Annotated in this window: 26 protein-coding genes; 16 read left to right on the plus strand and 10 right to left on the minus strand. The window is 62.3% G+C overall.

Features of this window, described 5'->3' with window-relative positions:
* Positions 1-46: 46 nt before the first annotated feature.
* Positions 47-580 (plus strand): YggT family protein, encoded by a 534-nt coding sequence (locus tag BXA07_RS05575; RefSeq protein WP_244556193.1) that lies wholly within the window; start codon positions 47-49, stop codon positions 578-580.
* 64 nt (positions 581-644) lie between these two features.
* On the opposite strand, the gene BXA07_RS05580 is transcribed toward BXA07_RS05575, so the two are convergent.
* From BXA07_RS05580 to BXA07_RS05615, 8 genes are all read right to left on the minus strand, one after another.
* Positions 645-1,583: a carbohydrate kinase family protein gene (locus BXA07_RS05580; protein WP_076566350.1), complete on the minus strand. Its 939-nt coding sequence runs from the start codon at positions 1,581-1,583 to the stop codon at positions 645-647.
* Between the two features lie 11 nt (positions 1,584-1,594).
* Positions 1,595-2,857 (minus strand): DUF3426 domain-containing protein, encoded by a 1,263-nt coding sequence (locus BXA07_RS05585; RefSeq protein WP_076566352.1) that lies wholly within the window; start codon positions 2,855-2,857, stop codon positions 1,595-1,597.
* Between the two features lie 8 nt (positions 2,858-2,865).
* Positions 2,866-3,810, minus strand: a complete 945-nt coding sequence (prmA, locus tag BXA07_RS05590) for a 50S ribosomal protein L11 methyltransferase (protein WP_076566354.1) — start codon at positions 3,808-3,810, stop codon at positions 2,866-2,868.
* Positions 3,807-5,222 carry an acetyl-CoA carboxylase biotin carboxylase subunit gene (gene accC, locus BXA07_RS05595; protein WP_076566356.1) on the minus strand — a complete coding sequence of 472 codons (1,416 nt, stop codon included), beginning with the start codon at positions 5,220-5,222 and terminating at the stop codon, positions 3,807-3,809. The genes prmA and accC overlap by 4 nt, the downstream gene beginning before the upstream one ends.
* Positions 5,223-5,323: 101 nt before the next feature.
* Positions 5,324-5,788 (minus strand): acetyl-CoA carboxylase biotin carboxyl carrier protein, encoded by a 465-nt coding sequence (gene accB / locus BXA07_RS05600; RefSeq protein WP_070222155.1) that lies wholly within the window; start codon positions 5,786-5,788, stop codon positions 5,324-5,326.
* Positions 5,789-5,878: 90 nt separating this feature from the next.
* A complete protein-coding gene (gene aroQ / locus BXA07_RS05605; protein WP_034746628.1) occupies positions 5,879-6,316 on the minus strand; it encodes a type II 3-dehydroquinate dehydratase in 438 nt (145 codons plus the stop codon).
* 82 nt (positions 6,317-6,398) lie between these two features.
* Positions 6,399-6,953 carry a TlpA family protein disulfide reductase gene (locus tag BXA07_RS05610; protein ID WP_076566358.1) on the minus strand — a complete coding sequence of 185 codons (555 nt, stop codon included), beginning with the start codon at positions 6,951-6,953 and terminating at the stop codon, positions 6,399-6,401.
* 19 nt (positions 6,954-6,972) lie between these two features.
* A complete protein-coding gene (locus BXA07_RS05615; protein ID WP_076566360.1) occupies positions 6,973-7,611 on the minus strand; it encodes a hypothetical protein in 639 nt (212 codons plus the stop codon).
* Between the two features lie 111 nt (positions 7,612-7,722).
* On the opposite strand from BXA07_RS05615, the gene mpl reads away from it, so the two are divergent.
* The 10 genes from mpl to BXA07_RS05660 all read left to right on the plus strand — a co-directional run bounded on the left by mpl (position 7,723) and on the right by BXA07_RS05660 (position 17,133).
* Positions 7,723-9,099: a UDP-N-acetylmuramate:L-alanyl-gamma-D-glutamyl-meso-diaminopimelate ligase gene (gene mpl / locus BXA07_RS05620; protein ID WP_076566362.1), complete on the plus strand. Its 1,377-nt coding sequence runs from the start codon at positions 7,723-7,725 to the stop codon at positions 9,097-9,099.
* A complete protein-coding gene (locus BXA07_RS05625; RefSeq protein WP_076566364.1) occupies positions 9,096-9,680 on the plus strand; it encodes a YqiA/YcfP family alpha/beta fold hydrolase in 585 nt (194 codons plus the stop codon). Before mpl ends, BXA07_RS05625 begins: the two co-directional genes overlap by 4 nt.
* A complete protein-coding gene (locus tag BXA07_RS05630; protein ID WP_076566366.1) occupies positions 9,677-10,282 on the plus strand; it encodes a chorismate--pyruvate lyase family protein in 606 nt (201 codons plus the stop codon). Before BXA07_RS05625 ends, BXA07_RS05630 begins: the two co-directional genes overlap by 4 nt.
* A 2-nt stretch (positions 10,283-10,284) precedes the next feature.
* On the plus strand, positions 10,285-12,372 hold the full coding sequence (locus BXA07_RS05635; RefSeq protein ID WP_076566368.1) for a ribonuclease catalytic domain-containing protein: 2,088 nt from the start codon (positions 10,285-10,287) through the stop codon (positions 12,370-12,372).
* Between the two features lie 137 nt (positions 12,373-12,509).
* Positions 12,510-13,367, plus strand: coding sequence for an energy transducer TonB family protein (locus BXA07_RS05640; RefSeq protein WP_076566538.1), 858 nt, complete (start codon positions 12,510-12,512; stop codon positions 13,365-13,367).
* Complete coding sequence (gene aroE, locus BXA07_RS05645) at positions 13,364-14,206, plus strand: shikimate dehydrogenase (RefSeq protein ID WP_076566370.1); 843 nt, start codon at positions 13,364-13,366, stop codon at positions 14,204-14,206. The genes BXA07_RS05640 and aroE overlap by 4 nt, the downstream gene beginning before the upstream one ends.
* Entirely contained in the window at positions 14,203-14,928 is a 726-nt protein-coding gene (mtgA, locus tag BXA07_RS05650) for a monofunctional biosynthetic peptidoglycan transglycosylase (RefSeq protein ID WP_076566372.1), read from the plus strand. The genes aroE and mtgA overlap by 4 nt, the downstream gene beginning before the upstream one ends.
* Positions 14,925-15,143 carry a hypothetical protein gene (locus tag BXA07_RS29980; RefSeq protein ID WP_139335440.1) on the plus strand — a complete coding sequence of 73 codons (219 nt, stop codon included), beginning with the start codon at positions 14,925-14,927 and terminating at the stop codon, positions 15,141-15,143. The genes mtgA and BXA07_RS29980 overlap by 4 nt, the downstream gene beginning before the upstream one ends.
* Positions 15,144-15,151: 8 nt before the next feature.
* The gene (corA, locus tag BXA07_RS05655) at positions 15,152-16,117 is read left to right on the plus strand and encodes a magnesium/cobalt transporter CorA (protein ID WP_034746658.1); all 966 of its coding nucleotides are present in this window, start codon (positions 15,152-15,154) and stop codon (positions 16,115-16,117) included.
* Positions 16,118-16,416: 299 nt separating this feature from the next.
* Positions 16,417-17,133: an HAD-IA family hydrolase gene (locus BXA07_RS05660; protein ID WP_076566374.1), complete on the plus strand. Its 717-nt coding sequence runs from the start codon at positions 16,417-16,419 to the stop codon at positions 17,131-17,133.
* 6 nt (positions 17,134-17,139) lie between these two features.
* On the opposite strand, the gene hemL is transcribed toward BXA07_RS05660, so the two are convergent.
* Together hemL and BXA07_RS05670 are read right to left on the minus strand one after the other, a co-directional pair.
* Positions 17,140-18,429, minus strand: coding sequence for a glutamate-1-semialdehyde 2,1-aminomutase (gene hemL, locus BXA07_RS05665; RefSeq protein WP_076566376.1), 1,290 nt, complete (start codon positions 18,427-18,429; stop codon positions 17,140-17,142).
* A gap of 45 nt (positions 18,430-18,474) precedes the next feature.
* Positions 18,475-19,332: a bifunctional hydroxymethylpyrimidine kinase/phosphomethylpyrimidine kinase gene (locus BXA07_RS05670; protein WP_076566378.1), complete on the minus strand. Its 858-nt coding sequence runs from the start codon at positions 19,330-19,332 to the stop codon at positions 18,475-18,477.
* Between the two features lie 96 nt (positions 19,333-19,428).
* On the opposite strand from BXA07_RS05670, the gene BXA07_RS05675 reads away from it, so the two are divergent.
* The 5 genes from BXA07_RS05675 to BXA07_RS05695 all read left to right on the plus strand — a co-directional run bounded on the left by BXA07_RS05675 (position 19,429) and on the right by BXA07_RS05695 (position 23,362).
* Positions 19,429-19,581: a rubredoxin gene (locus tag BXA07_RS05675; RefSeq protein WP_038488910.1), complete on the plus strand. Its 153-nt coding sequence runs from the start codon at positions 19,429-19,431 to the stop codon at positions 19,579-19,581.
* A 93-nt stretch (positions 19,582-19,674) separates the two neighbouring features.
* Positions 19,675-20,094, plus strand: a complete 420-nt coding sequence (locus BXA07_RS05680; protein ID WP_076566380.1) for a response regulator — start codon at positions 19,675-19,677, stop codon at positions 20,092-20,094.
* A 38-nt stretch (positions 20,095-20,132) separates the two neighbouring features.
* The gene (locus tag BXA07_RS05685) at positions 20,133-20,498 is read left to right on the plus strand and encodes a response regulator (RefSeq protein WP_076566382.1); all 366 of its coding nucleotides are present in this window, start codon (positions 20,133-20,135) and stop codon (positions 20,496-20,498) included.
* A gap of 12 nt (positions 20,499-20,510) precedes the next feature.
* Complete coding sequence (locus tag BXA07_RS05690) at positions 20,511-21,125, plus strand: chemotaxis protein CheW (protein WP_348532952.1); 615 nt, start codon at positions 20,511-20,513, stop codon at positions 21,123-21,125.
* Positions 21,125-23,362, plus strand: a complete 2,238-nt coding sequence (locus tag BXA07_RS05695; RefSeq protein WP_076566384.1) for a methyl-accepting chemotaxis protein — start codon at positions 21,125-21,127, stop codon at positions 23,360-23,362. The genes BXA07_RS05690 and BXA07_RS05695 overlap by 1 nt, the downstream gene beginning before the upstream one ends.
* Positions 23,363-23,426: the final 64 nt, after the last annotated feature.

Genomic DNA, 23,426 nt, shown 5'->3' on the forward strand with positions numbered 1-23,426 from the left:
GCTGTGTGACTCAATCACACAGCGGTTTTTTTTTGGAGAATTTGTCGTGCTGATCGTTATTCTTACATTGATCGTTGATACCATTGCCACGTTGTTGGGCGGCGTCCTGCTGCTGCGCTTCTGGATGCAGGCAGTGCGCGTGCGGCCACCTTCGTCCGTGGCGCAATTCACCTTTCAATTGTCCGACTGGCTGGTACGTCCCCTGCGGCGCGTGGTGCCTGGAGTGGGCGGGTATGACTGGGCCAGCCTGATCGGCGCCTTTTTGATCGTCTTGCTGGCCAGTTCGGTCCTGTTTATTTCCGGCTATCCTGTCGGAGTGGTGCTGCTCAAGTCGCTGCAACGCTTCCTGCAATGGATACTCTACGGTTTCATGGCCTTGCTGATCATCGAAGCCATCTTCAGCTGGGTCAACCCGCATGCGCCGCTGGCGCCGTTCGTACGGGCCCTGAACGAGCCGCTGCTGCGTCCGATCCGCAAGGTGGTGCCGCTGGTGGGCAGCCTGGACCTGTCGCTGCTGGTAGCGCTGATCCTGCTGCAGATCGCGCAAGTGCTGGTGGGAATGATTATTGTGCTGCGATGATGCCAAGTGGTAATGTCGGATTGCGCACGGCTTTGCCGCGCCAATCCGACCTACGACCTACATATTAATAGCGGTAACCGAACGCCGCTTCGAACTGGTCGGCGATGCTCTCGGGCGTGAACACGTGGTTTTGCGCGCCCTGAGTGGCGATCTTGATGGCGCCCAGCAGGCTGGCCAGGCGCCCGCTGGTTTCCCAGCCCAGGTCGTTGGTGATGCCGAACAGCAAGCCAGCGCGGTAGGCGTCGCCGCAGCCGGTCGGGTCCAGCACTTCCTTGGCGGTCACGACAGGGATGTCGATGCGCTTGCCGTCCGTATAGATTTCCGAACCCTTTTCCCCGCGCGTGACGATCAGTGCTTCCAGGCGGCTGGCGATGTCCGGCAGGGTCAAGCCCGTGCGTTCCATCAACATTTCCATTTCATAGTCATTGGCCGACACGTAAGTAGCTTTGTTGATGAAATCGATCAACTGTTCGCCGTTGAAACGCGGCAACTGTTGACCCGGATCAAACATAAAGGGAATGCCCAGTTCGGCCAGGTCGGCGGCGTGCTTGAGCATGCCCTGGTCGCCGTCCGGCGAAATGATGGCGACCTTGGCCGGCCCCGCGTTGGCGATCGGGTTTTCATGTGCGTACGACATGGCTCCCGGGTGGAAGGCGTTGATCTGGTTATTGTCCGCATCGGCCGTGACGAAGCACTGCGCGTTGTAGCTGTCGGCCTTGATCAGGATGTTGGCGGTGGAAATGCCCAGCTTTTGCAGGCGTTCCAGGTAGGCGGCGCTATCTTGCCCCATGACACCGACGATACGCGGGTCGCCGCCCAGCATTTTCAGGCTGTAGGCGATGTTGCCCGAGCAGCCGCCAAATTCCGTGCGCATGGTGGGCACGAGGAAGGAGACGTTGACCTTGTGCAACTGGTCGGCCAGCAGGGATTCGCCGAAGCGGCCAGGGAATTGCATGATGGTGTCGGTGGCAAGCGAGCCGCAGATCAGCGATGTTTTCGTCATGATAGTGTCTGTTAAGGGTAAAAGATGGCGATATGGTAGCCAGACGCCGTGAGCTGGTCTAATGCAAAGTACAGTTTGATGGTTTGTTCCGAGCGCGGCGCAAAACCCTGGCTTACGTCGATATTGGCCGGCAGGTAGTCGCGCGGCGCGATCACGCGGCGCAAGACCGGCTTGTCGTTCGCGTCGTTGAGAGTCAGTTCGATGCTGGGCCAGGCTTGCACGCTGCGGCTCTGGTTGCGCAGCAGCGAGACGTAGGAGAAAGTTTGTTCCTTCAAGGTCTGCAACTCGCCTTGCTCGATGGCCAGCGCCTCGATCTGCGCTGGCAAGTCCACCTGGCAGCCACTGAGTTTGCACAGCGCGACCAGAGTCGGCTTCCACTGGGGGAATTGCGCCGCCAGCGGATTGCGGAAGGTGGTCATTACTTGCAGGAATAGCAAAAGCAGCAGCACCAGCGAGCCGATGGCCATGGCCATGCGCAGGGCCTTGCCGCTCTGTTCGCGGCGCCGGCCCTGGGTGACAAAGGCCGGCTCGTCGTCGGCCGGCGGCAGGACGGTTTCTTCCTGCTCTTCGGCTGGCGCCGGCGCAACGGGGGCGGCGGGCAGCGGCGTGAAGGAATGGTCGGCCAGTGTCGGTTCCCGGCGCGCGGCGCCGGCAGCGGCAGGCGCAGGCGGCACGGGCTTGTCCAGGTTGACCTTTTCCTGCGCCGCCAGTACGGGCGACGCGCCCGCTTCCAGGCTCGGTTCGCGGCGGCTGTCGCGCAGATACGTGGCAAAGGCGGGCACTTCATCGACCTGACGGCGCCTGAAGGGCGCCATCGGCTGGGGCAGCGGCGCTTCTGGCGGCTCTGCCGGTGTTTCTTCAGGCAGGTCGAGCGGCGCGTCGGCAGGCGCGTCGGCCGGTACCTCGGCAGGCAGGCTGACGTCGAGGTCCAGTTCGATGTGTTCGCTATCGTCTGCGTCGTCCTTGAGCTGCGCCGTTTCCGGCAGGATGCCGAACGGGTCGAACGAGGTGTCGAAGTCGAGAGAATAGATGGGTTCGTCGTCCGTGACGGACGGCAGGCTGTTGTCGGTGGGGAAACTCGTCGGCAACGGGGTGGTGGCGCCGGCGCTGGAGGTTAAAAACGGCGATGCCGCAGCCGGATCGACCAGCGCGGCATTGCCGTCAAACACTTCCCTGCACGTGCCACAGCGCACGATGCCCCCACGTAACTTCAACTGGTCAGCAGCGACCCGAAATATCGTGTTGCAATGGGGGCATTTGGTGGCGAGGGCCATTGCTGTGCTTATGCACCTTCCGCGCGGGGCGCAGGGGCTTGCGTTGCACCCAGGCGGCCATGCAGGGCCACCCAGCCGTCTTGCTCGGCCCATACACCCAGCTCGATGAATGGCGCATAAGCAGCGGCCACTTCCTCTGCCTGGCGTGCCAGCACGCCGGACAGGATCAGGGCACCGCCGTCGGCGACACGGCCCGAGAGCATCGGCGCCATCAGCTTCAATGGGCTCGACAGGATATTGGCGACGACGATGTCAAACTTGGCCGTGGCGTGTGCCGAGGTGGCGAACGTGTCTGGCAAGAAATATTCGATCTCGCACTGGTTGCGCTCGGCATTGTCGCGCGCCGATTCGATCGCTTGCGGGTCGATGTCGACGCCGGCCACCGTTTGCGCACCGAGTTTCTTGGCCACCATGGCCAGGATGCCGGAACCGCAACCGTAGTCGAGCACGGTCTTGCCTGGGGCAGGATGGGCTTCCAGCCATTCCATGCACAAACGCGTGGTCGGATGGCTGCCCGTGCCGAAGGCCAGGCCCGGGTCCAGTTCCAGGATCAGGCCGCTTGGGTCCGGTGCCTCGTGCCAGCTGGGGACGACCCAGATGTTCTTGCCGATGTGAATCGGTGCGAATTGCGACTGGGTCAGACGCACCCAGTCCTGCTCTTCCACGGGGCGCACGGTGAACGCGGGCGCTTCCGCCATGCCAACTGCCTGGGCGGCAGCGGCCACGATGGCAGCCTGGTCGGCGTCGACGTCCGTCAGCGCCACCACGCGGCTGCGTTCCCATGCCGCTTCCTTCGGTTCCATGCCCGGCTCGCCAAACAAGGGCTGCTCGGCTTCCGTGCCTTCATCGGCGTCTTCCACCGACACCGACAGGGCGCCCGCTTCCATCAGCGCGTCGGACATGGCCTCGGCGTTGTCACGGGCGATTTCGATGACGATTTCCGTCCAGCTCATGCGCCCGCCTTGATTTCGGATTTCTTGGCGATGCTGGGGCTGCCGCCATTCAGGTTCTTGCCCAGGTCCGGCATGTCGGCCAGTTTCTGTTCCAGATAGTGAATGTTGGTGCCGCCTTCGATGAAGCGCGCGTCGATCATCAGCTCGCGGTGCAGGGCGATATTCGTGTTGATGCCTTCGACTACCATTTCGGACAGGGCGATCTGCATGCGGCGGATCGCTTGCTCGCGCGTGGCGCCGTAAGCGATCACTTTGCCGATCATCGAGTCGTAGTGCGGCGGCACGTAGTAGCCGGCGTAGGCGTGCGAATCGACGCGGATGCCAGGACCGCCCGGTGCATGCCACGACACGATCTTGCCCGGCGATGGCGTAAACTTGAACGGATCTTCCGCATTGATGCGGCACTCGACGGCGTGGCCCGACAGCATGACGTCGCGCTGGCGATAGCGCAGTTTTTCGCCGGCGGCGATACGGATCTGTTCTTGTACGATATCAATACCGGTGATCATTTCGGTGACCGGATGTTCTACTTGCACGCGGGTGTTCATTTCAATGAAATAGAACTCGCCATTTTCGTACAGGAATTCAAACGTGCCGGCGCCGCGGTAGCCGATCTTGCGGCAGGCTTCGGCGCAACGGTCGCCGATTTTCTCGATGAGCTTGCGCGGGATGCCCGGCGCTGGTGCTTCTTCGATCACTTTCTGGTGGCGGCGCTGCATGGAGCAGTCGCGCTCGCCCAGCCAGACGGCGTTCTTGTGTTCGTCGGCGAGGATCTGGATTTCCACGTGGCGCGGATTTTCCAGGTACTTCTCCATATACACTTCAGGGTTGCCGAAAGCGGTGCCCGCTTCCGTCTTGGTCATCGCCACGGCGTTGATCAGGGCAGCTTCCGTGTGCACGACGCGCATGCCGCGTCCGCCACCGCCACCGGCGGCCTTGATGATGACCGGGTAGCCGATCTTGCGGGCAATTTGCACGATTGCTTTCGGATCGTCCGGCAAGGCGCCTTCCGAGCCGGGCACGCACGGTACGCCAGCCTTGATCATGGTTTGCTTGGCCGACACTTTGTCGCCCATCAAACGGATCGACTCGGAGCGGGGGCCGATGAAGACGAAGCCCGATTTCTCGACGCGTTCGGCGAAGTCGGCATTTTCCGACAGGAAACCGTAGCCTGGGTGAATCGCTTGTGCATCCGTCACTTCAGCGGCGCTGATAATGGCGGGCATGTTCAGGTAGCTCAGGGTCGACTGTGCCGGCCCGATACAAACGGATTCGTCGGCCAGCTTGACGTATTTCGCGTCCTTGTCGGCTTCGGAGTGGACTACAACCGTTTTAATGCCCATTTCGCGGCAGGCGCGCTGAATACGGAGGGCAATTTCACCACGGTTGGCAATCAGGATTTTTTCAAACATGGTAGGTTCGCGTATGTCTGTGAGAGCCGGCGAGCCGGCGAAACAACAAGTGTGAGGGGCTAAAACTGCAAACGGCCGTTGCCGGCCGTGTGGACTGGGTTTTAGCCGATCACAAACAAGGGTTGACCGAATTCGACCGGTTGGCCGTTCTCGACCAGGATCTGGGTCACGACACCGGCTTTGTCCGAGTCGATTTCATTCAGGAGCTTCATCGCTTCGATGATGCACAGGGTATCACCTTCCTTGACGGTCGAGCCCACTTCAACATAGGCGGCGCTGCCAGGAGCGGAGGAACGGTAGAAGGTGCCAACCATCGGCGACTTGACCACATAGCCCGTTGGCTCGGCGGCGACCACGACGGCAGGTGCCGCAGCGGGCGCGGCGGCTGGCGCGGCTGGCTGGTATTGGGCTTGCATGCCTTGCGGCTGCATCATGACCATCTGGTTTTGCGGCATGGCCGACGATTTGACGATGCGAACCTTGCTTTCGCCTTCGGTAACTTCCAGCTCTGCGATATCCGATTCGGCGACCAGGTCGATCAAGGTCTTGAGTTTTCGTAGATCCATGTAAAACCCCTAGGAATGTAGTTTGTTTTATGAGTGATGCGGTGATGTCCAGAACCTATCGCCGCGCTAAATGCGTGCAGATCGCGTAGATTAACGTTTTTTAAGCGCAAAGTCGATGGCAAACCGATATCCATCGATACCTAGCCCGCAGATCGTCCCCTGCGCGATCGCGCTGAGAAATGAGTGATGTCGAAACGTTTCGCGTTGATAAATATTCGAGATATGGACTTCCACGAACGGGATGGCGACCCCGGCCAGCGCATCGCGCAAGGCAACGCTGGTATGGGTCAGGCCGCCCGGATTGATGACGATGGCATCGATCCCTTCCGCTCGCGCGGCATGGATGCGGTCGATCAGCGCGCCTTCGTGGTTGCTTTGAAAGCAGACCAGGTCGGCACCGGCCGCCATGGCTTGCGCCATTGCTGCCTGTTCGATATCGGCCAAGGTGCTGGCGCCGTAGACCTCAGGCTCGCGCGTTCCCAGCAAATTCAGGTTGGGACCGTTGAGCAGAAGGAGGTTTTTTGCCATGTATGGAAGACCGTTTTAGCGAAAGTTCCGCATTTTGCCGCCAAAGATACGCATTGGCAAGAGAAAAAAGCACGCTCCGAATTTACAATTTATCCAGATCGGCGCGCAACTGATCAAATTTCAAGCGGCCCAGATAGGTCTTTTTCACTTCGCCATCGGCGCCGATCAGCACCGTAAAGGGCAAACCGCCCGTGGCGTTGCCAAAGTGACGCGACAGGTCCGTGCCGCTCATGCCGGACACGTAGACAGGATAGGCGATCTTGACCTTGCTGGCAAAGGTGGCAATATTGCTGGCCGAATCGATGCCGATGCCGATGACCTGCAGGTTTTTCGCCGCATAGTGGCCTTGTACTTCGGATAATTCCGGCATTTCTTCCACGCAAGGCGGGCACCACGGCGCCCAGAAATTGACCAGTAAATTCTTGCCTTTCCATTGCGACAAGGCTTGCGTGGCGCCCGCCGCGTCCGGCAGGGACAGCGCATACAGTTCGTTGACGGGTCCCGTCGCGCCCGGCGCGATGGTGGTCGTCAGCGGTCCCGCTGCTTTCGCTTTTTCCTTGCTCAGACCGACATAGGCGCCCATGCCGCCAAACATCAGCGCGACGATGGCGCAGGCGATCCAATTCTTTTTTGTCATAACTTTATCTATATCAATGTTAGTCGGCAGCCGGCACGCCATCGGCGAGGCTGGCGGCCAGCAGGCTGCGCAGCCCGGCGATATCGGTGCGCAGTACCTTGCCGTCGGCCTTGGTTTTCAGCGCGCCGCGCATATCGTCGAGTTCATACATGGCCGCGTGCACGCCTTCGTTTTTCCACAAGAAACTGGCTGTCTCGACCGCATCATAACGCGCTCCCTTGAAATGCGGGCTTTCCGACATGTCGAGCGCGACATTTTTATTCAGCAGAAAGATGTGGATTGCCTTGGCGCTCTCGGCAAACAGCTGCAGATAGATCTCGTCGTGGGGGCCGGCCGTGCCATTGAGCACGGGACCACTGAGCAGCGGATGAAATTGTTGCAACGCTTCCATCACCTGCAACGCGATCATGCGCAGCTGGAACAATCGCGCCGGTTGGCTGTCGGCCAGGAACAGGGCATTGTATTGCCGCACCTGTTCCTCGATCATCTCGTTGTCAGGCAGTATGTTGGGCCGGTTCGGCGTGTCACCGAGAACCTGCCGCGCCGCCTTGCGCTTGGCGCTGCCATAGTCGGCGCCGTCCTGCGCCACGAGGCGCGCGGCAGCGGCGGCGATTTCCAGGCGCAGGAGCGCGCTATCGTCAAATGCATCAGTCGTCATGACCGAGATGATACTCCGAAGCGGAAAAAGTCATGGCGTCAGGTAAAATCCTGCACTTGCTCTTTTTTATCTCACCGACTTACTTAAGCGTGCACCTTGCGCACTGACCACATGCATATTCATATTCTCGGCATTTGCGGTACCTTCATGGGCGGCCTGGCCGTGCTGGCCAAGGAAGCCGGCCATAAAGTTACCGGTTGCGATGCCAACGTCTATCCTCCGATGAGCACCCAGCTGGAATCGCAGGGAATCGAACTGATCCAGGGATTTGATCCCGAACAAACCAAGCTCAACCCGGATTTGTATGTGATTGGCAATGTGGTGTCGCGCGGCAATCCGCTGGTGGAAGAGATTCTCAACCGCAGCCTGCCATATGTGTCCGGTCCACAGTGGATAGGCGAACATATATTACGCAACAAGTGGGTGCTGGCCGTGGCCGGCACGCATGGCAAGACGACAACATCCGCCATGCTGGCCTGGATACTCGACGACGCGGGCTACGCGCCGGGCTTCCTGATCGGCGGCGTGCCGATGAATTTCGGCATTTCTGCCCGCCTCAGCGGAAAAATTGACGGTAAAAGCGCCGATTCGGACTTCTTCGTCATTGAAGCGGACGAATACGACACGGCCTTCTTCGACAAGCGCAGCAAATTCGTGCATTACCACGCGAAGACGGCCATCATGAATAACCTCGAATATGATCACGCTGACATCTTCCCCGATCTGCATGCCATCGAGACGCAATTCCACCACCTGGTGCGCACCGTGCCCGGCATCGGCCGCCTCGTGTACAACGGCGACGAAGCCTCGCTGCAGCGCGTGCTGGCGCGCGGCTGCTGGAGCGAAAAGGAAAGCTTTGGCCAAGATGCCAACTGGCAACTGCAAGAGCAGGCCGACGGCAGTTTCGACGTCTTGTTCAATGGCAAGCAGGAAGGCCACGTCGCATGGGCCCTCACGGGCAAGCACAACCGCAGCAATGCGCTGGCCGCCATCGCCGCGGCGCGCCACGTGGGCGTGCCGATTGCCCAGGCGTGCGCTTCACTGGCCACGTTCGAGAGTGTCAAGCGCCGCATGGAAGTGCGCGGCGTCGTCAACGACATTACCGTGTACGACGATTTCGCCCACCACCCGACCGCCATTGCCACCACCGTCGGCGGTCTGCGCCAAAAAATTGGCAGCAGCGGCCGCATCCTGGCCGTGCTGGAGCCGCGTTCAAACACCATGAAGCTGGGCGCCATGAAAGATGCGCTGCCGGGCAGCCTCAAGGATGCCGACCTGGTCTTCGGTTACGGCAGCCATGCCGCGCTGGGCTGGAGCCTGGGTGACGCGCTGGCGCCGCTGGGCAAGATTGCCAGCGCCTATGAAGACATCGATACCTTGGTGGCGGCCGTGGCCGCCAGTGCCCGTCCCGGCGACCAGATCGTGGTCATGAGCAATGGTGGCTTTGGCGGCGTGCACCAGAAATTGCTGGAGGCGCTGGGCCGATGATTCTGTACCTGCATGGATTTCGCTCGTCGCCCCTGTCGATGAAGTCGCGCCTGCTGGCCGCGCAGATGCGGGCGCTGGGCCGCGAGGCGCAGTGGTTGTGCCCGCAATTGCCGGCCTCGCCCAAGTTGGCCATCGAACTGGCCCTGTCATTGGTGAAAGAGGTGGCGCCAGCCGACTTGACGATCATTGGCTCTTCGCTGGGCGGCTATTACGCCACCTGGCTGGCCGAGCGGCTTGGTTGCCGTGCCGTCTTGCTCAATCCCGCCATCGTGCCCCTGATCGACCTGGAACAGCATGTGGGCGTGACGACCGAGTTCCATTCTGACAAGCCATTCGAGTTCAAGCGCGAGTATATAGACGAGCTGGCTACCTTTTCCGTAGAGAAAATTACTCAACCGCAACGTTACTTCCTGATCGCCGCCACCGGCGACGAAGTACTCGACTACCGCGACATGGTGGCGCATTATCAGGGCGCGCGGCAACTGGTCATCGAGGGCAGCGACCATGGCATCAGCGAATTTGCCGAATACGTGGCGCCCGTGCTGGCCTTTTGCGGCATCCCGACGGACGCGGCCCAGTGAGGCCGGGTTCGCTGCGGCAGGCGCAGTGGCATGCGCACGTGAACGCCGTCAATGCGCCGCCGGCCTTGCGCCACTGGCTGACGGGCGGCGGTTCGCTGACGGCCAAGCTGAAAGCGCATAGCCAGTCGTTTCGCGTGCAATGTTTGCATCAGGAAACTGCCCGCTGTTTGAGCGACGAGGCGGCCAGCATCGGCCTGTACCGTCCTGGCCGGGTGTGGGAACGCGAAGTGCTGCTGCGGTGTGATAATAGGCCCGCCGTGTTTGGCCATACCGTCGTGCCCATGCAGGCGACGGCCACGGACTGGCCCCTGTTTTCCGCGCTGGGCGAGCGCTCACTGGGGACAACCCTGTTCGGCGACCGCATGGTGCGGCGCGGCCCTCTGGAATTTGCCCGCTTGCGCGCCGGACACCCGCTGGTGCAGCGGGCGCAGGCGGCGCTGGCCCGGGAAGGGACGCGCACCAGCGACAAGGCGCTGTTTTTTGCCAGGCGCTGCCTGTATCAGCGCCATCGTGGATTACTGCTGGTAACGGAAGTATTTCTGCCGGCGGTGTTTGAGCTCACTCGCACCGTTGCAACCGACACATTAATAAACAAAGCATAACAATGAATCTATTTTTTGAAGAATCCGGCGATTTCAAGGTCGGCACGGTCCTGTCGCAAGCGGGTGAAGCTTACCAGGTCGAGATGGCCAGCGGCAAACGCACCAAGGTCAAGACCAAGGATGTATTGCTGCAATATGAAAAGCCGGCCCCGGCCGAGCTGCTGGAACAAGCCAAGAGCATCGCCGCCGAGATCGACCTTGATTTCCTGTGGGAAGTGGCGGGCGAAGACGAGTTCGGCTTTGCCGAGCTGGGCGCCGAGTATTTCGGCCATACGCCGCTGCCGCCGGAAGCGGCCGGGCTGATCCTGGCCCTGCATTCGGCGCCCGTGTATTTCTACAAGAAGGGCCGAGGCCGCTACAAGGCGGCGCCGGAAGCGTCGCTGAAGGCGGCCCTGGCCGGCATCGAGAAGAAAAAGCAGCAGGCGCTGGTGCAGGCAGGCTATGTGGAAGAGCTGAAACAGAACCGTTTGCCCGCCTCGATGCAGCCCATGGTGCTGCAACTGCTGTTCAAGCCGGACAAGAACACGATTGAATACAAGGCGCTGGACGCGGCGTGCACGGAATTACACACGACCCCGGCACGCCTGATGCTGGCCGTCGGCGGTATTGCTTCGCCGAAGGATTTGCACTTGTCGAAGTTCCTCTTCGAGAACTTCCCCAAGGGCGCCGGTTTCCCCAACGTGCCCGTGCCGTCCGTCACGGCCAAGCTGCCGCTGGCCGACGTGGCCGCCTTCTCGATCGACGACGTGACCACCACCGAGATCGACGATGCCTTCTCCGTGCAGCCACTGCCGGACGGTACTGTGAAAGTGGGTATTCACATCGCTGCGCCGGGCCTGGGTATCCGCCCGGAAGATGTGATCGACAAGATGGCGCGCCAGCGCATGTCCACCGTTTACATGCCGGGCGACAAGATCACCATGCTGCCGGACGAAATCGTCAACGCGTTTACCCTGGCGGAAGGCACGACCTGCCCGGCCCTGTCGCTGTACGCCACCCTGGACCCCAAAGCGGACTGGGCCGTGGTCAGCACGCAGACGCGCGCCGAGCTGGTGCCGATCGCCAGCAACTTGCGCCACAACCAGCTCGACGACGTGGTCAACGAGGAAACCCTGGCCAGCGGCGAGGGAGAGTACCCGCACAAGGCCGACTTCGCCGTGCTGTGGCAATGGGCGCAGCAGCTGGAACAGGGGCGCATGAAGAAGCGCGAAGCGTTTGGCTTGAAGCCGGAACAGAATAACCGCGTCGATTTCAACTTTTATGTGGAAAATGACATCGTCACCGTGGCGCGCCGCAAGCGTGGCGCGCCGCTGGATAAGATCGTCGCCGAATTGATGATCTTTGCCAACAGTACCTGGGGCAAGATGCTGCACGACCATGGCGTGCCCGGCATCTACCGCAGCCAGGGCGGCGGCAGCGGCAATAGCTGGGCGGCAAAGATGCAGGTGCGCATGGTCACCCATGCGGCGCCGCACCAGGGCCTGGGCGTGGATCAGTACGCGTGGAGCACTTCGCCCCTGCGCCGCTACACGGACCTGGTGAACCAGTGGCAAATCATCGCCTGCGCCGAGCATGGCGTGACGGCGCCCCTGGTGGCCCCGTTCAAGCCGCGCGACGCCAACCTGTTCGCCATCGTCTCGGCCTTCGACGCCGCGTATGCCGCGTATGGCGATTTCCAGTCGAACATGGAACGCTACTGGTGCTTGCGCTGGCTGCACCAGGAAAACGCGCGCCAGGTCGATGCCGTCGTGCTGAAAGACGAGATCTTGCGCCTGGTCGACATTCCGCTGGTCATCAAGCTGCCGGGCATGCCTTCCGTGGCGCGCGGCGCCCAGGTGAAACTGGACTTGCTGCGCTGGGATGAAGTCGACCTGAGCATCGAAGCGCGCCTGCTGGAAATCGCCGCCGTGCCCGAGGTGGCGGCCGATGCCGAGCTCGATTACGAGGAAGACGCGGGCGACGACGGCGCCGACGAGGGAGAAGTGGCGCCGGACGCCTCGCCGGAGGCGGCCAACCAGGTCAGTGATGCGGACGCGGAAGTGGCGGAACTGGCCAGCGAAGACGTGGTCAGCGAACCCGAGGTCAAGTAAGGCCGCGGGGCGGCGCGAAAAACGGGAGCAAAACTGTTTCCAGCGCCGTCCTTTGACGTAGAATTCAGCAGTCTTGTATCTTGTGCTTGTTGCGAACTGGGTTGCGCGTGAAGTCTTTCCAAGAGAATCGTTTCCTGATGATCGCCGTGGCGGTATCGCTGCTGGCGCACGGCGCCTTGCTGGCGATGCATTTTGTCGCCCCGGCTCCGCAGCGGGCCGTGGCCACGGATCCCGGCCTGGAAGTGATCCTCGTCAATGCCAAGCATGCGGACAAGCCCCTGAAGGCCGACGCGCTCGCGCAAGCCAACCTCGACGGCGGTGGCCAGGCCGACAAGGGCCGCGCCAAATCGCCCCTGCCCGACATGCGCAAGGTGGAAGAGGGCGAGAGCGTCAAGGCCAGCGCCCGGCGCATCGCCGAACTGGAGCAGAAGCAGCAGGAATTGCTGACGCAGGCGGCCAAGGCGACGCCTTACAGCGCCGCGCCCGTCACGGAAAAGGACAAACCGAACCCGCTCGCTTCCGGTTCGGACTTGATGGAAAGCAGCAAAGCCATCGCGCGCATGGCGGCCGAGATCAGCCAGACCGTGGAAGACCAGAATAAACGTCCGCGCAAGACCTTCATTACGCCCAGCACGCAGGAAGTCGGCTATGCCATGTATTACAAGACCCTGCAAAAGCGCATCGAGGAAATCGGCACGCTGAATTTCCCGCAAAAGAATGGCCGCAAGATGTATGGCGAACTGGTCGTCTACATCCCCATCTTCCAGGACGGCACGATTTACCAGAAGGAGGGCGGCGCCCGCGTGGAGAAAAGCTCGGGCAATCCCGCGCTGGACGCGGCGGCCCTGGCCATCGTGCGCCGTTCGGCGCCGTTTGGCCGCTTTCCACCGAATATGTTGTCGAGTGATAAAGATGACCTGTGGGTCGTCATCACCCGTTTCAAATTTACCCGCGAAGAAAAAATGGAAGCTAACCTGACTGGCGGCAGCAATTGAGCAAGCAAGATATTAATCGTGATCAATATTGTGTCTTCGGCAATCCCATCGCCCATAGCAAGTCGCCCCTGATCCACGCCGCGTTTGCCCTGCAGACAGGACAAGCGTTGGTCTACGAGCGTCGGCTGGCGCCGCTCGATGGCTTTGCGCTGGCTGCCCGCAGCTTTGCGGCCGAAGGCGGCAAGGGCGCGAACGTGACGGTGCCCTTCAAGCTCGACGCGTGCGCGCTGGCCACCGCGCTGACGCCGCGGGCCAGGGCCGCCGGCGCCGTCAATACCCTGCGTTTCGATGGAGACACCATTCTTGGCGACAATACCGATGGCGCGGGCCTGGTGGCGGACATCGTGCGCAACGCGGGCGTGTGCATTGCCGGCAAGCGCGTCCTGCTGCTGGGCGCGGGGGGCGCTGCGCGCGGCGTGATCCTGCCCTTGCTGGAACAGGGGCCGCAGGAAATCGTCATTGCCAACCGTACCGTGACCACGGCCGAGGCGCTGGTGGCGCAGTTTGCCGACGCGCTGGCGCACCCCGGCCAGCTGCGTGCCGGCGGCTTCACGCAGCCCGAAGGCGTCTTCGATATCGTCATCAATGCCACCTCGGCCAGCCTGGCGGGCGACTTGCCGCCCGTGCCGCCCGGTATCTTCGGCAGCCACACCCTGGCGCTGGACATGATGTATGGCGCCCAGCCCACTGTCTTCATGGACTTTGCCGCCCAGCATGGCGCGCAGGTGCGCGATGGCCTGGGCATGCTGGTGGAGCAGGCGGCCGAAGCGTTTTACGTGTGGCGCGGCGTGCGGCCACAGACGCAGGACTTGCTGGCGCAATTGCGGGGCAGCCTGTGAGCGCCGGCAAGAAGGGCGCGCGCAAGAGCGGCGGCCGCTACGGCTGGATCAAGTGGCTGTTCATCGTGCCCGTGCTGGCGTTTATCGTCGTGCAACTGTATTTCTTCCTGCAAATCTGGTGGTGGGTCGACCACAACCCTTCCAGCACGGCCTTCATGCGCGAGCAGTTGTCTGTCTTGCAGGACAAGAATCCGAATGCCACGATCCAGCAAACGTGGGTGCCGTACAACCGCATCTCGAACAATTTAAAGCGGGCCATCATCGCCTCGGAAGACGCGAATTTTTCCGAGCACGAAGGCGTGGACTGGGAAGCCTTGCAAAAGGCATATGAGAAAAACAGCAAGAAGCAGAAGGTCGTGGCCGGCGGGTCCACCATCACCCAGCAACTGGCGAAGAATCTGTTCCTGTCCGGCTCGCGCAGCTATGTGCGCAAGGGCCAGGAACTGATCATCACCTACATGCTGGAAAGCCTGATGGAGAAGCAGCGTATTTTCGAGATTTACCTGAACGTGGTGGAATTTGGCACGGGCATCTTCGGCGCCGAGGCGGCTGCCCGCCATTATTACCACGTCAGCGCGGCCAGCCTGAACGCGGCGCAGGCGGCGAAACTGGCCGTGATGCTGCCGAATCCCCGCTTTTACGACCGTCACCGCGACACGGGTTACCTGAACCGGCGCACCAGTGTCATCCTGCGCCGCATGGGAGCGGCCGAACTGCCTTGACGCCAGCCCGCGTTGCTTTGCATAAGATTAAACATGTCGTATTTGCACTATTGCAATGCGGCATCTTAATCGATGCCTTTGCTGCAGCGACACACAATTTCCGTGAAAAAGCGGCGGCGAGGGGTGGTCGTGAAAAGGGCTTTGCGGGTACACTTGCGCTGTTTTCATTTTTGGCGCCAGCGCCAGCACATCACGATAACCTAACATCCGGCTGAGAGCGCGCATGATCAATGTTTTTGTATTACAGAATGGCCGGCTCAACCAGGTGCCGATCGACAGCCGCGCAGACCTCGAAAACGCCGAACCGGTCTGGGTCGACCTGACCGACCCCACCGATGACGAACGGGCCTGGGTCAAGGCCATCTACAACGTGACCCTGCCGGGCGAAGACGAAGTCAAGGATATCGAAGCGTCGGCGCGCTACTACGAAGCGGAAAACGGCGACTTGCATCTGCGCACGGACTTCTTGCGCGAAGAAGACGACGGTCCGTCGCGCGTCATCACCGTGGCGTTCATCCTGGCCCGCAAGATTTTGTTTTCCATGCATACGGACGACCTGCCCGTGTTCCGCCTGGTGCGCATGCGCGCCCGCTCACGGCCTGGATCGATTGCCGACTACATGGACGTGCTGCTGGATCTGTACGCCACCGATGCCGAATATTCGGCCGACGTGCTCGAAGGCATCTATCAGAACCTGGAAGAGGTCAGCACGCGCGTGCTGCAAAAGGAATTTACCGATGCGCACGCGGCCGAGGCGCTGAATGCCATTGCCCACGAGGAAGATTTGAATGGCCGTATCCGCCGCAACATGATGGATACGCGCCGCGCCGTGAGTTTTCTGATGCGCGGCCGATTGCTCAATTCCGAGCAGTTCGAGGAAGCGCGCCAGATTCTGCGCGACATCGAATCGCTGGATGGCCATACATCTTTCCTGTTTGATAAGATTAACTTCCTGATGGACGCCACCGTCGGCTTCATCAACATCAACCAGAACAAGATCATCAAGATCTTCTCGGTGGCCAGCGTCGCTTTCTTGCCGCCCACCCTGATCGCCAGCGTGTACGGCATGAACTTCAAGCTGATGCCGGAACTGGAATGGTCGTTCGGTTATCCCTGGGCCTGGGGCTTGATGATCACCAGCGCCATCGCACCCTTCCTGTACTTCCGCCACCGTGGCTGGCTGAAATAAGGCCTTGGCGCCGGGACGCGTCCGCGTTCCGGCACCGCCACCGGAGTTCCCGGATTTCAAGGCGAACGCAGCAATTTCAAAAATCAGCGATAATCATTGGTATTGCGTGGTATTGAATTGGTATCTGTTTTTTCTGCGCTGAGCCGTTCTTTGCCCCGCTGGCTGTCTTGTGCAGAAAAGTATCGCCATCGATACGTTTTTGCGTAGCAGCGTCCGCCTGTTCCACCTATGATCGTTGCGTTACCGGCCTGCCGGCTGGCCGCCGCATTTCCCGCCAACGTTGTACTTCTGGAGATTTCATGCCTGATACTGCTACCGCCCCACTGCGCTTTACCCACCTGATCAGCGACTGCGATGGCGTGCTGGTCGACAGCGAGGCCGTGGCCCTGCAGGCGCTGCTGGAATTGCTGGCGCCGCGCCTGTCCAAGTTGCCCGAAGGTATCACGGTGCAAGGCTTGATCGAGCCGCGCCTGGGCCAGCGCCTGGTGCCGCTGATGCAGGATATTTACAGGGAGCTGGGTTTGCCGCAATTGCCGGCCGACGAGATCATGGCGATCGGCAACGCCGTTGATGCGGCCTGCGATGCGCAGCTGCGCGCAGTGCCGGGCGTGGCGCAGGCGCTGGCCGCCATTCCCCTGCCCAAGGCGGTGGCCTCGAACAGTGTCAGCGCGCGCGTGCTGTCGGCGCTCGAGCGCACTGGCATGGCGCCCCTGTTCCAGAGCCGCGTCTTCACGCCGGACCTGGTCGGCCACGCCAAGCCGCATCCGGGCGTCTACCTGGCGGCGGCTGCCGCTTTTGGCGTGCCGCCTGGCCAGTGCCTGGTGCTGGAAGACAGCGTCACGGGCGTGACGGCCGCCGTGGCGGCGGGCATGACGGTATTGGGTTTCATCGGCGGCGGGCATATCGCCCCCGGCCAGGAAGCGCGCCTGAAGGCGGCCGGCGCCCATGTCGTGTTCAACGACATGGGCAAGCTGCCGGCGCTGGTGGCCGCAGTGATGGATGCCGCGACCGTCTGACAGTGCTTATGCCAATTTGGCAAACACCTTGCGCGCAGCGGCGATGGTGGCGTCGATGACGGCATCGTCGTGCTGCGCCGAGACGAAGCCCGCCTCGAAGGCGGCGGGCGCGAAGTACACGCCTTCGTCCAGCATGGCGTGGAAGAAGGTGTTGAACTTGCTGCGGTCGCCCGCCATCATTTCCGCGTAGCTGGTCGGCGGCGTGGCACTGAAATAGATGCCGAACATGCCGCCGATGTAGTCGGCGCAGAAGACCACGCCTGCCTCCTTGGCAGCGTCGGTCAGGCCTTCGGCCAGGCGCCTGGCCGTGGCGCCCAGCTGCTCGTAGAAGCCGGGCTGCTGGATCAGTTTCAAGGTGGCCATGCCGGCCGCCACGGCGACCGGGTTGCCCGACAGGGTGCCGGCCTGGTAGACGGCGCCCAGCGGCGCCATGTTGTGCATCAGCGCCGCGCTGCCGCCGAAGGCCGCCACCGGCATGCCGCCGCCGATCACCTTGCCCAGGGCGGTGAGGTCGGGCTTGATGCCGTACAGCGCCTGCGCGCCGCCCAGGGCCACGCGCAAGCCGCACATGACTTCATCGAAAATGAGCAGGGCGCCGTGCTGCGTGCACAGTTCGCGCATCGCCTGCAGGAATGCGGGCGTGGCTTTGACCAGGTTCATGTTGCCGGCCACGGGCTCGACGATGACGCAGGCGATCTCCGCGCCGAAGCTGTCGAAGGCGTCCTTCAGCTGTTCCACGTTGTTATAGTCGAGCACCAGGGTGTGCTTCACAAAATCTTCCGGTACGCCGGCCGACGTCGGATTGCCGAAGGTGAGCAGGCCGCTGCCCGCCTTGACCAGCAGCGAATCGGCGTGGCCGTGGTAGCAGCCTTCGAACTTGACGATCTTGTCGCGTCCCGTGGCGCCGCGCGCCAGGCGCAGGGCGCTCATGGTCGCTTCCGTGCCCGACGACACCAGGCGCACCTGCTCGATCGACGGCACCAGACGCGTGATTTCCTCGGCCATCAGCACTTCGCCTTCCGTCGGCGCGCCGAACGACAGGCCGAGCGCGGCCGCATCCTGCACCGCTTTCACGACTTCAGGATGGGCGTGGCCGACGATGGCCGGGCCCCACGAGCCGATATAGTCGATATAGCGCTTGCCGTCCGCGTCCCAGAAGTACGGGCCTTCGGCGCGCGTGATGAAGCGCGGCGTGCCGCCGACGGAGCGGAAGGCGCGCACGGGCGAATTGACGCCGCCTGGCGTGGTTTTTTGCGCGCGGGTAAACAGGATGTCGTTCTGGGAAGTCGTCGTCATGATAATCGTGCCTTGAAAGTGGATCGTTGTCTGTGTCGTCTGTGCTTATTGGGCGCCGTGCTGGCGCTGCTGCCGGAACAGCCGGTTCGGCACCAGCTTGCCCATGCCGTGGCGCTGCGCATGGGCCAACGCGCCGGCGGTGAATTCCTGCGCCGCCACGACTACCTGCGGCACGTCGTCTTCATTGTCGGCCAGGGCCAGCAGGGCGGTGGCCGCCGCCGACAGGGTGCTGCCGGCGCCGTTGAAGATGCCGGGCAGGTGCTGCCATTCGTCGTGGCGCACCACGCCGTCCTCGCCGAACAGGGTATTGGCGCGCAGCTTGCCTTCGCCCTTGCCTGACTTGCTGGCATCGGCCGGCATGCCGGTGACGAGCACGTATTCGCAGCCCAGGGCCACCAGGTAGTCGACGTCGTTTTGCAGGGTGTCGTCCGGGTCGGCGTCGCGCCAGGTTTCGGCCAGGCGCTCCAGCTCCACCGGCGAGAGCACCAGCAGGGTCGTTTGCGGGATCAGCAGCTGGCGCACGGCGGTGAGGATGTCCTCGTCGTCCATGCCCTGTTCCGGCAGCGCCGAAATGAAGGGATCGAGAATCAGCGGCACGTTCGGATAGTCGGAGACGATTTCGGCGATGGCCGTGACGTTTTCCACGCTGCCCAGGGCGCCGATCTTGATGGCAGACACGGACATGTCTTCCAGCAGCACGCGCGCCTGGTCGGAGACCCAGTCGGGGTCGACCGCCTGCACGTCTTCCACGCGCGCCGTATCGCTGATCAACAGGCCCGTGGTGACTGACAGTCCATGGCAGCCGAAGGCTGAAAACGTGGCCAGGTCGGCCTGGATGCCGATCGCACCGACCGGATCGGACACGCCGAAGCTTAATATGAGGGGAGAAGTTTGGTTTTGCACGGCGGGTAGATTAAGATACCTAATTCAGCATTTTACTTGATTGAAGGGTGGCAGAACGTGAGTAGCAACGAAACAACGCAGCAATTCCAAACGTGGATGTGTCTTATTTGCGGCTGGGTTTATGATGAAGCGGCCGGCCTGCCTGACGAAGACATCGCTCCCGGCACGCGTTGGGCCGATGTGCCGATGAACTGGACCTGCCCGGAATGCGGTGCGCGCAAGGATGATTTCGAGATGGTGGCCATTTAATATTTAATTAATCCTGATCAATTGGCATGTGCCGGCCGCACAGTTCAGTAGCGGCAGCATATGCTATGGTATGAAAGATTGCCGAAAAATCAAATGACGAGTTCGCTACTGCCCGAGGCATCGTCCGATGGCGCTTGCACCGGCATCACGATCCTGGTGATCGATGACAGTGCCACCGTGCGCAGCGCGGCCGAAAAGGTACTGCGCGGGGCGGGGTTTCGCGTGGTGGTGGCGGAAAACGGTTTCGATGCGCTGGCCAAGATCGGCGACTGCCGGCCGGCGCTGATCGTGTGCGACATCGTGATGCCGCGCCTCGATGGCTACCGCACGTGCGCGCTGATCAAGGCCAGCGCCGCATTTCACGCCACGCCGGTGCTGATGCTGTCGTCGAAGGAGGGCTTGTTCGACCGGGCGCGCGGCGTCATGGCGGGTGCCAGCGCCTGTCTGGCCAAACCGCTGGCGCCGGAGGCGCTGCTGGCGGCCGTGCGGCAGCACCTGGCCTGCCGTTTTTAGTATGATGTACACAACGCAGCAAGGAAGTAAATAAACACATGGCCATACAAACAATTCTGATCGTCGATGACTCGCCGACAGAACGTTATTACCTGAGCGAGATGCTGGTGCGTGCCGGTTACGCCGTGTTGACGGCGCAGGACGGTGCCGACGCGCTGGCGCAACTGAAGCAGGCCAGGCCCGACCTGATCCTGATGGATGTGGTGATGCCAGGTGCGAATGGCTTCCAGATCACGCGCGCGATCGCGCGCGATCCCGAACTGCAGGATGTGCCGGTGATTATCTGCTCCAGCAAGAGCCAGGAAACCGACCGTATCTGGGGCTTGCGCCAGGGCGCGCGCGATTACCTGGTCAAGCCGGTGGTCGAAGCCGACCTGCTGGCGAAGATCGCGGCGCTGACCTAGGTAATGCGGACCATGCCTGGCAACGGCGTGCCCCCATCGGCCTTTCCGCCTGTGGCCGTCCTGCCGCCGCTTGAAACGGCAGGCAGGCAGGGGCGCTTGCGCCAGTACCAGCTGCAATTGATCGAGCGCGTGCAGGCCGCGCGCAGCGGCGCGCTGGCGGCCCGCAAGGAGCTGGGCGTGATGCTTGGTGGACGGCGCTGCCTGCTCGACCTGACGCAGCTCGGTGAAATCGTCATCCCCGCCGGCTTGCAGATCCAGGGCGTGCCGCTGGCGCAGGACTGGTACCTGGGCCTGGTGGCCATGCGCGGCCGCCTGACGGCAGTCATCGACCTGGCCCGCTACATGGGTGAACCCGCCTGCGTGGCAGGCGGCGACAGCCGCATCATCACTTTCTCTCCGCGCCTGGGCATGAATTGCGCGCTGCTGGTCGAGCGCGTGCTGGGCTTGCGCCAGCAGCGCGGCATGCAAGCCATGTCGTTGCAAAATGCGTTGCCATGGGCCGCGCAGGCATTGCGCGACAGCGAAGGGCAGCACTGGCTGCGCCTGGATCTGGCGCAGCTGGTGCAGGCGGAACGTTTTCTGGACGCCGGATTCGGCGGCGCACCCACGTACAAGGACACTCGCTGATGGGTGCCCATTCCCCTATCCTGGCGGCCAGCCTGCCCGAAGCGGCCAATGGCCTGGCCGACGCCGTGCAGGCGGACGATCTTCCGCTGCGCCTGCGCGACGCGCTGGGACGGCGCAAGTCGCTGGCCAGCGCGCCGGCGAGCGACTTGAAATTGCCCTTCATCGGCCATTTTCCGCTGCAAAAACAATTGAGCATCCTGTCGACGGTAATGGCCCTGAGCCTGGCCGCCAGCCTGCTGTTCGTGGGTCTGAACACGCGCAGCGGCAATATCGCCTCGGCGCAGACGCAGCTGGCCAGCGATGCGCTGATGCACTCGCAGCGCATCGGCAAGGCCACGCCGAATGCCGTGCAAGGCAATCCGGAAGCCTTCCGCCAGCTCGAGGAAAGCCGCAATGAACTGAACCAGGATTTCCGCCTGATGCTGCGCGGCGGGACATATCATGGGCGCGACATCGGCGAATCGCGTTCGGGCCTGCTGGCGGCGGTGGCCGACGCGCGCAAGAAGTGGGCCAGCAGTGACCGCGCCGCCAGCACCATCCTGCGCCTGAAGACGGAATTGGGCGAATTCGACAAGACCTTGCAGCAATTGAATGCCTTGTCGCCCGCGTTGCTGGCGCAGACGGAGGAAGTCGCCGCCTTGAAGGTACAGCGGGGCGGCAGTGGCCGCGAGCTGGCCGTCATCGGCCGCTTGATGATGCTGACGCAGCGCATGAGCCGCAGCGCCAGCGAGTTTCTGGCCTCCGGCAGCATCAGCTCGGAAACGGCGTTTTCGCTGGGACGCGACACGACGTACTTCCGCGCTGCCGTCGAGGGACTGCTCAATGGCAGCGTTTCGCTGCAGCTGGCGCCCACGCGCGACGTCGAACTGCGCGAGCGCCTGGTGGCGCTGAAGGCCAGCTTTGACGCCTACCAGAAGCTGGTGTCGTCCATCCTCGACCGCCTGGATAAATTCAGTTCGGCGAAAAGCGCGGAACAGCTGATTTTCAACGAGAACGAAGACCTGCGCCAGCGCCTGACGCTGTTGCAGCAGATGTATCACGTCAACCAGGAGTCGCTGGGCGCGGAATTCTGGCTGATGGTGGCCGGCGTGGTGCTGACCCTGATCGCGGCAGCCGGCATCGGCCGCGTGCTGCTGCAGGATTCAGTCAACCGCACGCGCGATGCGGAGCGGCGGCGCCAGGAAGCGGAAATACAACGCCTGCTGTCGCAGGAAAAGGAAGAACAGGCCAAGGCGCAGAACGACCAGAACCAAGCGGCCATCCTGCGCCTGATGAACGAGCTGCAGAAAGTGGCCGATGGCGATCTGACGGTGCAGGCGACGGTGTCGGAAGACATTACAGGCGCCATCGCCGATTCCGTCAACTACACGGTCGAGGAATTGCGCGGCCTGGTGGGACGTGTGACGGCCACGGCCGAGCAGGTCAACGGCGCATCGACGCAGGCACAGAGCATCTCCAGCAAGCTCCTGATCGCCTCGCAGCAGCAGTCGCGCGAAATACTCGATGCCAGCGCTACCGTGGTAAAGATGGCCAATGCGATCACCGACGTGTCGAAATCGGCCAGCGTCTCGGCCGACGTGGCGCGCCAGTCGGTGGCGGCCGCGCTGCAGGGATCGACGGCGGTGGAAAACGCCATCAAGGGCATGCATGAAATCCGCGAGCAGATCCAGGACACCTCCAAGCGCATCAAGCGCCTGGGCGAGTCGTCGCAGGAAATCGGCGAAATCACGGAACTCATCTCCGACATCACCGAGCAGACGAACGTGCTGGCGCTGAATGCCGCCATCCAGGCCGCATCGGCCGGCGAGGCGGGACGCGGCTTTTCCGTTGTCGCCGAGGAGGTGCAGCGCCTGGCCGAACGTTCGGCCGCCGCCGCCAAGCAGATCGGCGCCCTGGTGCGCACCATCCAGGCCGACACCCAGGATGCGACAAGGGCGATGGAGAAATCGACGCAGGGCGTGGTCGAGGGCGCGCGCCTGTCCGACGCGGCTGGCGCCGCCTTGAATGACATCAGCCAGGTGTCGAAGCACCTGGCCGAGCTGATCCAGGGCATTTCGTTCGCCACCGGCACGCAGGCAGGCTCGGCCAGCGGCGTGGCCCTGAGCATTCAGCATATCCTGAGCGTGACGGAGCAGACCCAGGATGGCACGCAGCAGACGGCGCAGTCGATCCACAAGCTGTCGATGCTGGCACAGGAACTGAAAAACTCGGTGTCGCGCTTCCGCGTCGCCGCCTGAACGCCGCGCCTGGCGATGGCGCGGCGCGTTGTGCGTACCGATTTTTGCGCTACGATTTCTTTAC

This window comes from Janthinobacterium sp. TND4EL3 (genome assembly GCF_900156175.1).
Taxonomy (GTDB): Bacteria; Pseudomonadota; Gammaproteobacteria; order Burkholderiales; family Burkholderiaceae_D; genus Janthinobacterium.